Annotated in this window: 11 protein-coding genes; 6 read left to right on the forward strand and 5 right to left on the reverse strand. The window is 69.6% G+C overall.

All coding sequences use genetic code 11. From position 1 onward, the window contains the following. Positions 1 to 100: 100 nt before the first annotated feature. Positions 101 to 2,335, forward strand: a complete 2,235-nt coding sequence (locus LR394_RS10080) for a putative bifunctional diguanylate cyclase/phosphodiesterase (protein WP_231440425.1) — start codon at positions 101 to 103, stop codon at positions 2,333 to 2,335. Between the two features lie 33 nt (positions 2,336 to 2,368). On the opposite strand, the gene LR394_RS10085 is transcribed toward LR394_RS10080, so the two are convergent. Together LR394_RS10085 and LR394_RS10090 are read right to left on the reverse strand one after the other, a co-directional pair. Continuing rightward, positions 2,369 to 3,034 (reverse strand): permease prefix domain 1-containing protein, encoded by a 666-nt coding sequence (locus LR394_RS10085; protein ID WP_231440426.1) that lies wholly within the window; start codon positions 3,032 to 3,034, stop codon positions 2,369 to 2,371. Between the two features lie 53 nt (positions 3,035 to 3,087). Beyond that, on the reverse strand, positions 3,088 to 3,408 hold the full coding sequence (locus LR394_RS10090; protein ID WP_231440427.1) for a PadR family transcriptional regulator: 321 nt from the start codon (positions 3,406 to 3,408) through the stop codon (positions 3,088 to 3,090). Between the two features lie 124 nt (positions 3,409 to 3,532). On the opposite strand from LR394_RS10090, the gene LR394_RS10095 reads away from it, so the two are divergent. From LR394_RS10095 to gap, 3 genes are all read left to right on the forward strand, one after another. Then, positions 3,533 to 5,569: an MMPL family transporter gene (locus LR394_RS10095; RefSeq protein ID WP_269328945.1), complete on the forward strand. Its 2,037-nt coding sequence runs from the start codon at positions 3,533 to 3,535 to the stop codon at positions 5,567 to 5,569. A 12-nt stretch (positions 5,570 to 5,581) separates the two neighbouring features. Further along, the gene (locus tag LR394_RS42825) at positions 5,582 to 6,529 is read left to right on the forward strand and encodes a GlxA family transcriptional regulator (protein ID WP_231440429.1); all 948 of its coding nucleotides are present in this window, start codon (positions 5,582 to 5,584) and stop codon (positions 6,527 to 6,529) included. A gap of 182 nt (positions 6,530 to 6,711) precedes the next feature. Next, the gene (gap, locus tag LR394_RS10105; protein ID WP_231440430.1) at positions 6,712 to 7,710 is read left to right on the forward strand and encodes a type I glyceraldehyde-3-phosphate dehydrogenase; all 999 of its coding nucleotides are present in this window, start codon (positions 6,712 to 6,714) and stop codon (positions 7,708 to 7,710) included. 86 nt (positions 7,711 to 7,796) lie between these two features. Here gap and LR394_RS10110 read toward each other — a convergent pair whose 3' ends face one another. Both LR394_RS10110 and LR394_RS10115 read right to left on the reverse strand, forming a co-directional pair. After that, on the reverse strand, positions 7,797 to 8,228 hold the full coding sequence (locus tag LR394_RS10110) for an SgcJ/EcaC family oxidoreductase (RefSeq protein WP_231440431.1): 432 nt from the start codon (positions 8,226 to 8,228) through the stop codon (positions 7,797 to 7,799). Between the two features lie 85 nt (positions 8,229 to 8,313). Then, positions 8,314 to 9,231 carry an AraC-like ligand-binding domain-containing protein gene (locus LR394_RS10115; RefSeq protein ID WP_231440432.1) on the reverse strand — a complete coding sequence of 306 codons (918 nt, stop codon included), beginning with the start codon at positions 9,229 to 9,231 and terminating at the stop codon, positions 8,314 to 8,316. 55 nt (positions 9,232 to 9,286) lie between these two features. Here LR394_RS10115 and LR394_RS10120 point away from each other — a divergent pair, with 55 nt between their 5' ends. Both LR394_RS10120 and LR394_RS10125 read left to right on the forward strand, forming a co-directional pair. Next, complete coding sequence (locus LR394_RS10120) at positions 9,287 to 10,108, forward strand: aldo/keto reductase (RefSeq protein WP_231440433.1); 822 nt, start codon at positions 9,287 to 9,289, stop codon at positions 10,106 to 10,108. 104 nt (positions 10,109 to 10,212) lie between these two features. Then, a complete protein-coding gene (locus LR394_RS10125; protein WP_231440434.1) occupies positions 10,213 to 11,718 on the forward strand; it encodes an alpha/beta hydrolase in 1,506 nt (501 codons plus the stop codon). 4 nt (positions 11,719 to 11,722) lie between these two features. On the opposite strand, the gene LR394_RS42830 is transcribed toward LR394_RS10125, so the two are convergent. Beyond that, positions 11,723 to 12,430 carry a GNAT family N-acetyltransferase gene (locus LR394_RS42830; RefSeq protein ID WP_231440435.1) on the reverse strand — a complete coding sequence of 236 codons (708 nt, stop codon included), beginning with the start codon at positions 12,428 to 12,430 and terminating at the stop codon, positions 11,723 to 11,725. Between the last annotated feature and the right edge of the window lie 20 nt (positions 12,431 to 12,450).

Raw genomic sequence — 12,450 nt, forward strand, 5'->3', positions numbered from 1 at the left:
GCGCGCCACCCGCCGGTGGATCGTCAGCTCCGGTGATCAAGGCTCAGGGTTGAGCGGCCGATTCCCCTGAACGAGAGGCGTCTGTCGGTCCGGGAGAGTCTTGAATCGCCTACTGCTGGGTCTGACCTGGCTCATGCTCGCCGTGTACGCACTGTGGCTGACCGTGCGCACCGGCGCTGACGCGAGCCTGCTGCTGGACGGCATCCTCGACATCGGGACCCAGATCGCCGCTGCCGCCCTGGCCTGGTCGCACCTGCGTCAGGCGGGCCGCCGACGGCCGGAGATCGTGGCGATGGCCGCCGCGGTGAGCGTTTTCGCCCTGAGCAACGGCGTGTACGTCTGGCTCTACGCCCTGGGCATCGAATACGACTTCCCGGCCCCCACCGACTACGGGTTCGCCCTGTTCTACCCGCTGGTGCTGATCGCGGTCGGGCTGGCCGCGCGCCGCGAACTGAACACCCGGGCCGGGCCGGAGGTCTGGATGGACAGCGCCCTGGGCATGCTCGGCTCGGGCGCCGTGATCGCGATGGTCCTGAACGAGGTGCTGCTGCGCGCCTCCGGCAATGCGCTGGGCGCCAGCCTGGCGCTGTTCTACCCGCTCTGCGACCTCTTCCTGGCCGCGTTCGTCCTCGGGATGATCGCGATGCAGGGACGCCGGCTTAGGCCTTACTGGCTGCTGCTGCTCGGCGGGTTGACCGCTTTCACCGTGATCGACATGATGTCCGCGCTGTCCCTGCTGACCAACTCCTACCAGCCCGGCGGCGGCACCGACGTGCTGTGGACCATCGGACTGGTGCTGATGGCCACCTGGACCGTGGACCCGCACGAACCCGCCCCCGACACGGAGCACCAGCCCGCGCTGCTCCTGCCCGGCCTGGCCACCCTGGCCAGCCTCGCCGTGCTGGTGGCGGCGGGTACCGGGTTCAAGGGCGACCATGTCTCCGGTCTCGCGCTCGGGCTGGCCGTCCTCACCCAGGTGGCCGCGGGCGTCCGTACGCTCTACGCCTTCCGGCAACTGCGCCGCCTGACGCTGCTGCGCAAACAGGCCAGCACCGACGACCTCACCGGCCTGGCCAACCGGCGGGCGTTCCACGGCGACGCCGACGGCCGGCTGCGGCGGCTGAGCGGGCGGCGCTCGTGCGCCCTGCTGCTGGTCGACCTGGACCGGTTCAAAGAGGTCAACGACAGCCTGGGGCACCACATCGGCGACCGGCTACTGCTCGAGATCGGCCGCCGGCTGGAGGCCGCCACCCGGCCGGGCGACCTGCTGGCCCGGCTCGGCGGCGACGAGTTCGCGATCTTCATCGAGGACGTGGACGAGCCCGGGGCCGAACTGCTGGCCGAGAGCCTGCGCGCCGAGATCGCCCGGCCGTTCACCCTGGAAGGCATCGCCCTGCGCACCGACGCGAGCATCGGCATGGTGCTGGCCCCCGAGCACGGCGACACCCTGACCCTGCTGCTGCGCCGCGCCGACATCGCGATGTACCAGGCCAAACGCCAGCGCCGGGGGCAACTGGTCTACTCCGGCGACAGCGACGACTCGGGCCCGATGCGGCTGCGGATCCTGCAGGAACTGCACAGCGGCCTGGAGCAGGGGCAGATGGCCCTGCACTACCAGCCCAAGCTCGACCTGGTCACCGGCGAGGTGCACGCGGTCGAGGCCCTGGTGCGCTGGAGCCACCCTGAACGCGGCCTGCTCTACCCCGACTCGTTCCTCACTCTGGCCGAGGACGCGGGCATGATGCGGCGGCTGAACCAGGCCGTGCTGACCGAGGCGCTGGACCAGGCCGCGCTCTGGCACCGGGCCCGGCGGCCGCTGTCGGTGGCGGTCAACCTTTCCCCCAGTTCGCTGGTCGACGCCGATCTGCCCTACGAGCTGGCCGCGATGCTGAACCAGCGCGGGCTGCCCGCCGAGGCCCTGGAGATCGAGGTTACCGAAGAGTTCCTGATGTCCGACCACGACCGCACCCGTGAGATCCTCACCCGGCTGCGCGATCTGGGGATCCGGATCGCCGTGGACGATTTCGGTACCGGCTACAGCTCCCTCGCCTACCTGCGGGAACTACCGGTGGACGACCTGAAGCTGGACCGCTCGTTCGTGTTCCCGATGGCCGAGGACGCGCGGGCCGCCGCCCTGGTGTTCTCCACCATCGAACTGGCCCACAGCCTGGGGTTGCACATGGTCGCCGAGGGGGTGGAGGACCAGACCACGCTCACCGCGCTCGCCGAGAACGGCTGCGACCAGGCTCAGGGCTACTTCATCGCGCGCCCGCTGGCCGCCTCGGCCCTGGACGACTGGCTGGCCACCCGGGAACGGACGATCCGGGCCCCGTAGCCGGGCGCCCTCGAGATTCCGGTGTGCCCTGGATCAGACCTGCTGCCGGACGGCTTCTGGCTCTGAGACGACGGTCCGGGCGCTGGCGATGGTGCCCCAGGCACTGACGACGGTAATCGCCAGGGGCATCACCATGAGCAGGGCGGCCAGGCCCCACAGTTGTGGCTGAACACCATCGCTGACCAGCATGACCGAGGCATTGAGGGGCACGAAAACGGCTGCGGCGACGGTGAAGAAGGCAGCGGCGCGGGCGGTGCGGCGGCCGACCGGGAACCAGCGGCCGCCCAGGCCGGTGACCACCAGGGCCAGCGCGGCACCGAACAGGGCGATGCCGCCGCCGATCTCCATGCTCAGGTCGAGCACCGCGTACCACCACGTGTCCGGGCTCTCCTTGGAGAACATCTTGCCGAAGTTGACGCCCTTGTCCCACAGGAACGGCTGGAACGACAGCACGAACAACAGCAGGCCCACCGTGCGCCGGGCGGACGCCACCGCCAGGGTGCCGGCGTAGGCATCGGCCACCTCGGCGACCGGGCCGAAGTCGGACTCGGCGCGGGCCCGGGCCTCGGACGGGGCGTGCCCGGCCTCTACCAGCGCCTCGGTGGCGTCGTCCAGATGGTCGGCGGCCTCCTGCAGCAGGTCGCGTTTGAGCCGGCGCGGCCCGGTCAGGGCAGCGTCCAGCTCGCCGAGGTAGCTCACCTGACGAGAGTGACGCAACAAGGGTGCGGGGCGCATCGGGGAACTCCCTGAAATCAGGCGGGGCCGAGGGCACCGCCGACGACCCGGGCGAAGACCTGCCACTCGGCCCGGGCGGCGGCCAGACGTTTGTGCCCGGCGCGCGACAAGGTGTACGTGCGGCGCTTGCGACCGGAGGCCTCGGACCAGTCGCTGTCCAGGTAACCGGCCGCCTCCAGCCGGCGCAGGGCCGGGTAGACGGTGCCAGTGGGCAGGTCCAGCTCGCCGCCGCTGCGGGCGGTCAGGGCCTCGATGATCGCGTAGCCGTGCAGGGGCCGGTGCTCCAGCGCGGCCAGGATCAGGGCGTCGAGGTGGCCCCGGACCGCATCAGCCTTCATGTAGACAGCCTACATAAGCGCGCCATACATTGGCAGCCTACAGGTAGACAGCCTACGTACATGGGGGACCGTCGTGACTGCCACCGAATCCCGCGAGGCACCACCGCACGAGCGGCACACCCGGATGACCCGCCTGGCCGGCTGGTCGCAGCGGCACCACTGGAGCGCGATCGGGCTGTGGCTGCTGATCCTGGTCGCAATCACCGCCGGCTCCACCGTGGCGGGCAACGACTACAGCAACGACTTCACCCTGCCCGGCACCGAATCACAGGAGCTGCTGGACACTTACGCCGAGCACAGCCCGCAGCAGACCGGCGACAGCATCATCGTGGCACTGCAGGCCGACGGCGGGCTCGCCGGGCAGCAGGCGCCGATCGACTCGCTGCTGGCCGACCTGCGCCCCCTGGATCACGTCGCCGCAGTCCAGCCACCCGATCCGGTTTCCGACGACGGCACGGTCGGCCTGGCCACAGTGCTGCTCGACGATGCCGCCGGGGCGATCCCGGCCGACGACCGACGGGCGATTCTGGACGTCGCGCTCGGGCACGAGAGCGATGACCTGCGAGTCGAGCTCTCCGGCGATGCGATCCGCGAGGTGGAAGAAGGCGGTGGGGGCGGCGCCGAGGGCGCGGGAGTGATCGCGGCCCTGGTGATTCTGCTGTTCCTGTTCGGCTCGCTGCTGGCGGCCTCACTCCCGCTGATCACCGCGATCTTCGCGGTCGGCACCACGTTCGGTGCGGTGGCCCTGTTCTCGCACCTGATGACCATCCCCGACTACACCGCGCCGGTGCTGATGCTGGTCGGGCTGGGCGTCGGGATCGACTACTCGCTGCTGGTCTTCGCCCGCTACCGGGCCGAGCTGCTGCACGGCGCCGAACGGGAAACCGCCGCCCGCATCGCCCTGGACACCGCCGGGCGCTCGGTCCTCTTCGCCGGGGCGACGGTCGTGATCGCCTTGCTGGGCCTGTACACGCTCGGCCTGAAAGCGCTGGAGGGCGTGGCTTTCGGCGTCACCCTGACCGTGCTGACCACCATGCTCGCCGCGCTGACCCTGCTGCCCTCGCTGCTGACCATCTTCGGCCGGCGGATCGAGCGCAGCATCCGAAAGCGCCCTCGTGGCAACGGCAAGCGCTGGCGGGCCTGGGCCACCCTGGTGCAGCGCCGTCCGCTGCCGGCCCTGCTGATCGCTGTCGTCGCCCTGCTCGCGCTCAGCGCTCCCGCTCTGGACCTGCGCCTGGGCTTCGCCGACGAGGGCAACGACGCACCAGGCAGCACCACCCGCCAGGCGTACGACCTGATCGCCGAGGCCTTCGGCCCGGGGGCGAACGGCCCGCTCGTGGTGGTGACCAGCAACGCCGACGAGACGAAGGCGCAAGCCGCGTTCGACGTCCTCAATGCGCACTCCGGGGTCGCCGCGGCAACCCCGCCGCAGGCGTCCGAAAATGGCCAGTTGTTCACCACTCTCGCTTTCCCGACCACCGCCCCACAGGACGAGGAGACCGCAGACCTGGTCTCGCAACTACGGGCCGACCTGCCCGACGGCGTGCTGGTGGGTGGCCCGACAGCGGCCACGGTGGACTTCTCCTCGGCCGTCGGCGAGCGCTTCCCGCTGTTCGTGGCTGCGGTGGTGGGACTTTCGGCTTTGCTTCTGCTGATGGTGTTCCGTTCGGTGGCGATCGCGATCAAGGCCGCGGTGCTGAACCTGCTCTCGATCTCGGCCGCGCTCGGGGTGATGGTCCTGGTGTTCCAGCACGGCCTGCTGTGGGCCGAGCCCGGCCCGATCGAGGCGTTCGTGCCGGTGATGATGTTCGCCATCGTGTTCGGGCTGTCCATGGACTACGAAGTCTTCCTGGTCTCCCGGATGCATGAGGAATGGCTGCGCACCGGCACTGCGAGCACTGCGGTCCGCGAGGGCCTGGCCACCACCGGCAGCGTGATCACGGCCGCCGCGGCGATCATGATCGTGGTGTTCGGCGCCTTCGTCCTCAGCCCGGACCGGATGCTGCAGATGATGGGCCTGGGCATGGCCACCGCCGTGCTGCTCGACGCGCTGGTGATCCGCTGCCTGATCGTGCCCGCGGTGATGCGCCTGCTGGGCGAGCGAGCCTGGTGGGCGCCGCGCTGGCTGCAGCGCACGCTGCCCGGAGTACGCGTGGAGTGAGATCGTGGCCGGGTGAGCGAACGCAACCACCGCATCGCCGTTCTGGTCCTCGAGGGCGCCAAGCCGCTTGACGTCGGCATCCCCGCCCAGGTGTTCGCCAACCGTCCGACCATGCCCTACGAGGTGCGGGTCTGCGGCGCCGCCCCCGGCCTGGTGACCGGGGGCGATGGACTGTCGTACCACGTGGCCGAGGGACTGGAGGCGCTGAGCCACGCCGACACCATCTTCATCCCCGGCTACCGCGATCCGGCGAACACAGAACCGCCGGCGTCCGTGGTGGGGGCTTTGTTGGAGGCCCGCGAGCGCGGCGCGCGGCTGGCGGCCATCTCTACGGGGGCGTTTGCTCTGGCGGCGACGGGTTTGCTGGACGGGCGGGGAGCGACCACTCACTGGCACTACACCAAGGCCCTGGCGCAGAAGCATCCCCTGGTGCGGGTGGACGAGAACGTGCTGTTTGTGGACGAGGGGCAGGTACTTACGTCGGCGGGGGCGGCTTCGGGGATCGACCTGTGTCTGCATCTGGTGCGTACCGATCACGGGGTTGCCCTGTCGAACGAGGTTGCACGACGGGTGGTGGCAGCGCCGTTTCGCAGCGGGGGTCAGGCGCAGTACGTGCCCCGGGTGGTTCCGGAAGTGGTGGGGGAACTGTTCGCCGATACGCGGCAGTGGGCGTTGGAGCGTCTGGCCGAACCCCTGACTTTGGACGATCTTGCCCGGCATGCCGGAGTCTCGGTACGGACGTTCTCGCGCCGGTTTGCGGAGAGCACGGGGCATACGCCGATGCGGTGGGTACTACGGGCCCGGATCGACGTGGCCCGCGAGCTCCTGGAGCGCTCGGACCTGGGGGTAGAAGAAATTGCCGGACGCGTCGGGCTGGGCACCGGGGCGAATCTGCGGCTGCACTTCCAGCGGATTCTGGGCACATCGCCCACCGAGTACCGGCACACCTTCTCGGCCTGATTTCTCCAGCAACAGACGCTCCGGCTGGCTGGATCTTTGCGCTCAGTGGCGATCTGGTTGGCTTGATCCTTGCGCTCGCTGGCATTCACGCTGGCGTGAAGCTTGCGCATGCTGTCGTTCAGGCCACTGTCGCCTGGCTCGGAGCTCGTTCAGGATGGGTGGCGAGATGGAGAGGGGGAGCGATGACCCGCATCGCCGTGAACGGATTCGGCCGGATTGGCCGCAACACTTTGCGCGCCCTGCTGGAGCGCGACAGCAAGCTCGAAGTGGTGGCGGTCAACGACCTGAGCACCCCGGAAACCTCTGCCCACCTGCTGAAGTACGACAGCGCCCTGGGCCGGCTGGACCTGCCGGTGCGCCTGGACGGCGCTGATCTGGTGGTGGGCGAACACCGCATCCGGCTGCTCTCGGAGCGGGATCCGGCCAACCTGCCCTGGGCCGAGCTGGAGGTCGACCTGGTGCTGGAGGCCACCGGCCGCTTCACCAAGGCCGAGGCGGCCCGGGCCCACCTGAGCGCCGGAGCCCGCAAGGTTCTGGTCAGCGCGCCCTCGGAAGGGGCCGACGTCACCTTGGCCTTCGGTGTGAACACCGAGGTGTACGACCCGGCCCGGCACGTCGTCGTCTCCAATGCTTCGTGCACCACCAACGCGCTGGCCCCGCTGGCCGCGGTGCTGGACGAACTGGCCGGGATCGAGCACGGGTTCATGACCACGGTGCACGCCTACACCCAGGAGCAGAACCTGCAGGACGGCCCGCACCGCGACCTGCGCCGGGCCCGGGCGGCCGGGGTCAACATCGTGCCCACCACCACGGGTGCGGCCAAGGCGATCGGCAAGGTCCTCCCCCAACTGGACGGCAAGCTCTCCGGCGACTCGATCCGCGTACCGGTTCCGGTCGGATCGCTGGTCGAGCTGAACACCTCGGTCGAGCGCGAGGTTTCGCGGGACGAGGTGCTGGCCGCGTACCGGGCGGCCGCCGAGGGCAAGCTCAAGGGCATCCTCGAGTACGCGGACGAGCCGTTGGTCTCCAGCGACATCACCGGGCAGAGCGCCTCGGCGATCTTCGACGCGGCCCTGACCCGGGTGGACGGACATCACATCAAGGTGGTGGCCTGGTACGACAACGAGTGGGGCTTCTCCCACCGGGTGGTGGACACGCTCGAGTTGCTCGCTACTGATTAGGGCCTGTCCTGTGGATCAGGGCCGAAGAACTCGTGGGAACGGCGGGGGCTGTTGGCGCGGCGTACCCGCCGTTCTCACGTTCGCTGCTACCCGGCCAGCGCGTCCAGCTGGGCGATGCTCCGGAACGACAGCACCCGGGAGTTGTGCAGGGCCACGATCTGCCAGCGCTCGTCGCGCCAGTGCAGCACGTACAGCTGCGACAGGTACCGGGTCGGCAAGGGATCGGTCTCGCCGGCCATCAGCAGGACGGCCCGGTGGTGCACGATCCCGACGCCCGGCTGGACGATCTCGGCGAACTCTACCGAGCTGTCCACCAGCCGCGAGCCCTTGAGCACGGTCTCGAACAGCGGGGTCTGGGCCTGGACCAGAGCCTGGCGGCCCTGACCGATCGTGCCCTCGAACTCCACCAGCTTGCCGTCCTCGGCGAAGTCGGCGAAGAAACCGGCCGCGTCCCCGTCGTTCCAGGCCCGGCCCATCCGGGACGCGACCGCGCTCAACGTCTCGACAGTCTGTTCCAACTTCTCTGCTCCTGTTGCTCCCGCTGATCTGACCGCTTCATCGTCTGCGCCCGCCCGGGCCACGGCCATGGAGACGCACGCAGGATCAGTTGGAGATGAGCGCGTTACGCCGATGCTCGCTCGCCGTACAGCCGTAGACGCTCCGGAAGAGCCGGCTGAAGTAAGCCGGGTCGGTGAACCCCCAGCGGGCCGCGACGGCCGCGACCGTCCGGTGCCGGTGCGCCTCAGCGGCCAACTCGGCCCGGCAGCGCTCCAGCCGGCTGTGCCGGATCAGCGCGGCCACGGTGCGCGGTTCACGCTGGAACAGCTGGTGCAGCCGGCGCACGGAAACATGATGGGCGGCAGCCACTGTCGCCGGGTTCAGGCCCGGATCGGGCAACCGGGCCGCCACGAACGCGCGAATCCGGCTGCGCAGCGCCTCGTCCGGCGAGTACCGGGCCCTGGGCAGCCGCGCCGCCAGCAACGCCGTGGTCAGTTCGGCCACTGCCACACCTGAACGGGCTGCCTCTTCCGGATCGAACTCGCCGGCGGACCCGATCGCGGTGCGGGCCAGCGCCGCCAGCAGCGCCGCCGAACCCTGCGTACCGGGGATCCGCTCACCCGACAGCCGGGCCAGATCGTTCGCCTCGATGCCGAGCAGACGCCGCGGCACCAGCACCGTCAGGTACCGGGTGTCGGTGGTGACCACCCGCAGCGGCCGGGCCGGATCGACCACGGCCAGATCCCCCACCTCCAGGTCGGCCGACCGTCCGTTCTGCTCCAGCCGGGTGTGGCCGTGCACGGTCAGGTAGAGCTGGCAGAACTCCTGGTCCCGCTCGCGCACCCGGGACTCGTCGCGGAAACACTCACCACCCGGCGTGGCCAGCTCGGCCAGCCGGACCGGCCCGAGCGCCGTGGTGGACAGCCGGGCCCGGAAGTCCTCGGCGACCGGCCCGCGCGCCCGCATCGGCGGAATGTCGGCCCGGGCCAGCTCCTGGGCCCACACCTGCACGTCACTGATCACGCTTTCTACGGTATCCGCGGTGGCAGGCCCGGCCCGCCCTCGTAGGGTGAGCAGCATGTCCGTGCTCAACGAATACTTCGCCCTGGCCAACGGTGTGCAGATCCACAAGGTCGCCTTCGGCACCTGGCAGATCCCCGACGGCGCCGACACCTACGACTCCGTCACGCACGCGCTGAAGAGCGGTTACCGGCACATCGACACCGCCCGGGCCTATGGCAACGAGGCCAGCGTCGGGCGGGCGGTGCGCGACAGCGGCATCCCGCGCGACGAAATCTTCATCACCACCAAGCTCCCGGCCCAGATCAAGGACTACGAAGCGGCCAAGGCCAGCTTCGAGGAGTCCAGCTCGCTGCTCGGCCTCGGCCCGGTGGACCTTTACCTGATCCACGCCCCGTGGCCGTGGGAGGAACGGGGCAAGGACTGCGCCGAGGGCAACCAGGCGGTCTGGCGGGCGATGGAGGAGTTCTACACCGCCGGGCGGATCCGCTCGATCGGCGTGTCCAACTTCTCGGTCGCCGACCTGGAGTCGCTGAAGCAGACCGCGCAGGTCCAGCCGATGGTCAACCAGATCCGCTGGTTCATCGGCTACACCCAGGACGAGACCACGGCCTACTGCAAGGCCCACGACATCCTGGTGGAGGGCTACTCGCCGCTGGCCACCGGGGCGATCCTGGACAACCCCGAGGTGGGCCGGATCGCCGAGAAGTACGGCAAGTCGGTGGCCCAGGTCTGCATCCGCTACCTGCTGGAGAAGGACGTCCTGCCGCTGCCGAAGTCGGTCACCCCCTCGCGGATCGTCGAGAACGCCGAGGTCGACTTCACCATCTCCGCCGAGGATCTCGCGTTCCTGGACGGCCTGAAGGACACCAACGCCTAGGGTTTGTACGACCACAGAAGGACCCGTCAAACCCAGGTATGACGGGTCCTTCTGGTCCCTCGGGGCGACGCGCCCGGCGTCCGTCGGCTACTAGCGTTCCGACCATGAGAAATCGCAGCCTCGTGGCGTTGGCCGTCACCGCCGCCCTGACCGCAACGGGAGTCCTGCCGGCCTACGCAAGCCCAGCCCCCAGCGTCCCCAGTTCCTCGGTGAAGTCTCCCGACTGGAAACCCTGCAAAGACGAGCCCGAGGTCGACTGCGCGAAAATCTCGGTGCCGGTGGACTGGTCGAAGCCGAACGGCGAGAAGATCAAGATCGCACTGGCCCGCCGGCCGGCCACCGATCCGGGCCGGCGGATCGGCTCACTGGTCTACAACCCCGGCGGCCCGGGTGCTTCCGGTGTGGACATGCTGAAAGGCAGCGGTGCCGAAGCGTTCAGCAAGAAGATCCGCAGCCAGTTCGACATCGTCGGCTTCGACCCGCGCGGAGTGGGATCCAGCGCAGCGGTCAAGTGCCCGGTCCCCGGCGTACGCGGCACCGTTCTCACCGAAGACCTGATCGATGCGGTATTCACCGGAAAATCCCTGAACGAACAGCAGTTACGCCTGATCAAGAAGGCGAACCAGCAGGATGGACGAGCCTGCCGCCAGGAGAGCGGAAAGGTGCTCGAATTCCTGGACAACCAGAGCGTGGTGCGTGACATCGACGCGATCCGAGCGGCTCTCGGCGACGAGAAGCTCACGTTCTACGGCGTTTCCTACGGCACCCTGATGGGCCAGCAGTACGCCCAGCTGTTCCCCGATCGGGTGCGGGCGCTGCTGCTGGACAGCAACATGGACCACAGCCTGCCGCTGCGCGCCTTCCTGGTCAGCGAGGCCAAGGCGGCACAGGACAGCTTCGACGAGTACGTGAAGTGGTGCGACACCAGCACCGAGTGTGCGGTGCACCAGCAGGGTGCCCGCAAGACCTTCGCCCAGCTCCGCACCCGGGCCGCGCAGGGCAAGCTGGTCGACCCGGACTCCGAGGAGAAGGTCGGCAGCAGCACGCTGCTCGACAGCACCCAGTCGTACCTGCTCTCGCCGAGCTGGGAGCAGCTGTCCACCTGGCACGCCAAGCTGGCCGAGTCCAAGGCCTCCGCGGCCAAGGCTGCGGCACCGGGGGCCTCGGAACAGAGCGTGGAGAAGACCGCCGACGGCATCTTCTGCGCCGACTGGAACGTGCAGTTGCCCAACGCCGCCGCCCTGCGCGGTCATCTGAAGGCCTCGGCCGCGGTGGCCCCGGACATGCGGGTCTCCGGCCAGGCCATCGGCGCCGTGCTCAGCTGCCAGAACTGGCCGACCCCGGTCCGCAACCCGCAGGCCCCGATGATCTGGAACAACGTGCCGCCGGTGCTGATGGTCAACAGCCGATTCGACCCCTCGACGCCCTACGAGTGGGCCCAGAACGCGGCCCGCCAGAGCGGCGCCACCCTCCTCACCTACGAGGGCTGGGGCCACGGCGTGGTCGGCAGCAAGGCCGCCGGTTCCTGCGTGGCCAATGCCGTGACCGGCTACCTCGTCGACCTGAAGACGCCCGCGGCCGGCGCCACCTGCCCGGCCCCGAAGCTGTGAGCTTCTACGCCGGTTCGGGGGCTCGCAGGAGGAAGAAGGTGGGGCGGCGGCGGATGGCGAAGCCGATGGACTGGTACAGGCGAATTGCCCCGGCGTTGCGGGAATCGACGTGGAGCAGTGGGGTTTCGCCGCGTTCGACGATTTCGTGAGCCACGGCGCGGATCAGACGGCCGGCGAAACCCTTGCGGCGGTGCGAGGGGTCGGTGGTGACGGCGCTGATCTCGCGCCAGCCGGGCGGGTTCAGCCGCTCCCCCGCCATCGCCACCAGTTTGCCCTCACGGCGCAGGCCGAAGTAGTTGCCCAGCTCGACGGTGCGGCGCTCGAACGGTCCGGGCTCGCTGCGGGCCACCAGGTCGAGCATGTCGTCCACGTCGGCCGGTCCCAGCCGCAGCGCCTCCGGGTCGGGAGCGGTGATCAGGGCGTCGGTGGCGACCATCTGGATGCCCAGGTACGGCTGCACGATCTCCCAGCCGGGCGGCAGGTAGTCGGGCAGTTCCGGGATCTCGCTGAGGAACACCTGGCGGTCCGGGCCGGCCAGCGCGGCCAGGTCGGCCCAGGCCTGCGGGTCTGCCAGGTCGCCGATCGCCATGAACGGTGAGATCTCGGACGGGTAGCGGCGCACCTTGGTCGCGGGATCGCCCAGAGCAATGGACGCGTGCGGGCCGGTGAGGGTGAACCAGACCGGGTTGTCGAGAGGGTGGGGTTGCTGCACCAGCGCAGAATACGTCAGCC

This window comes from Kineosporia babensis (assembly GCF_021129305.1).
Lineage (GTDB): Bacteria > Actinomycetota > Actinomycetes > Actinomycetales > Kineosporiaceae > Kineosporia > Kineosporia babensis.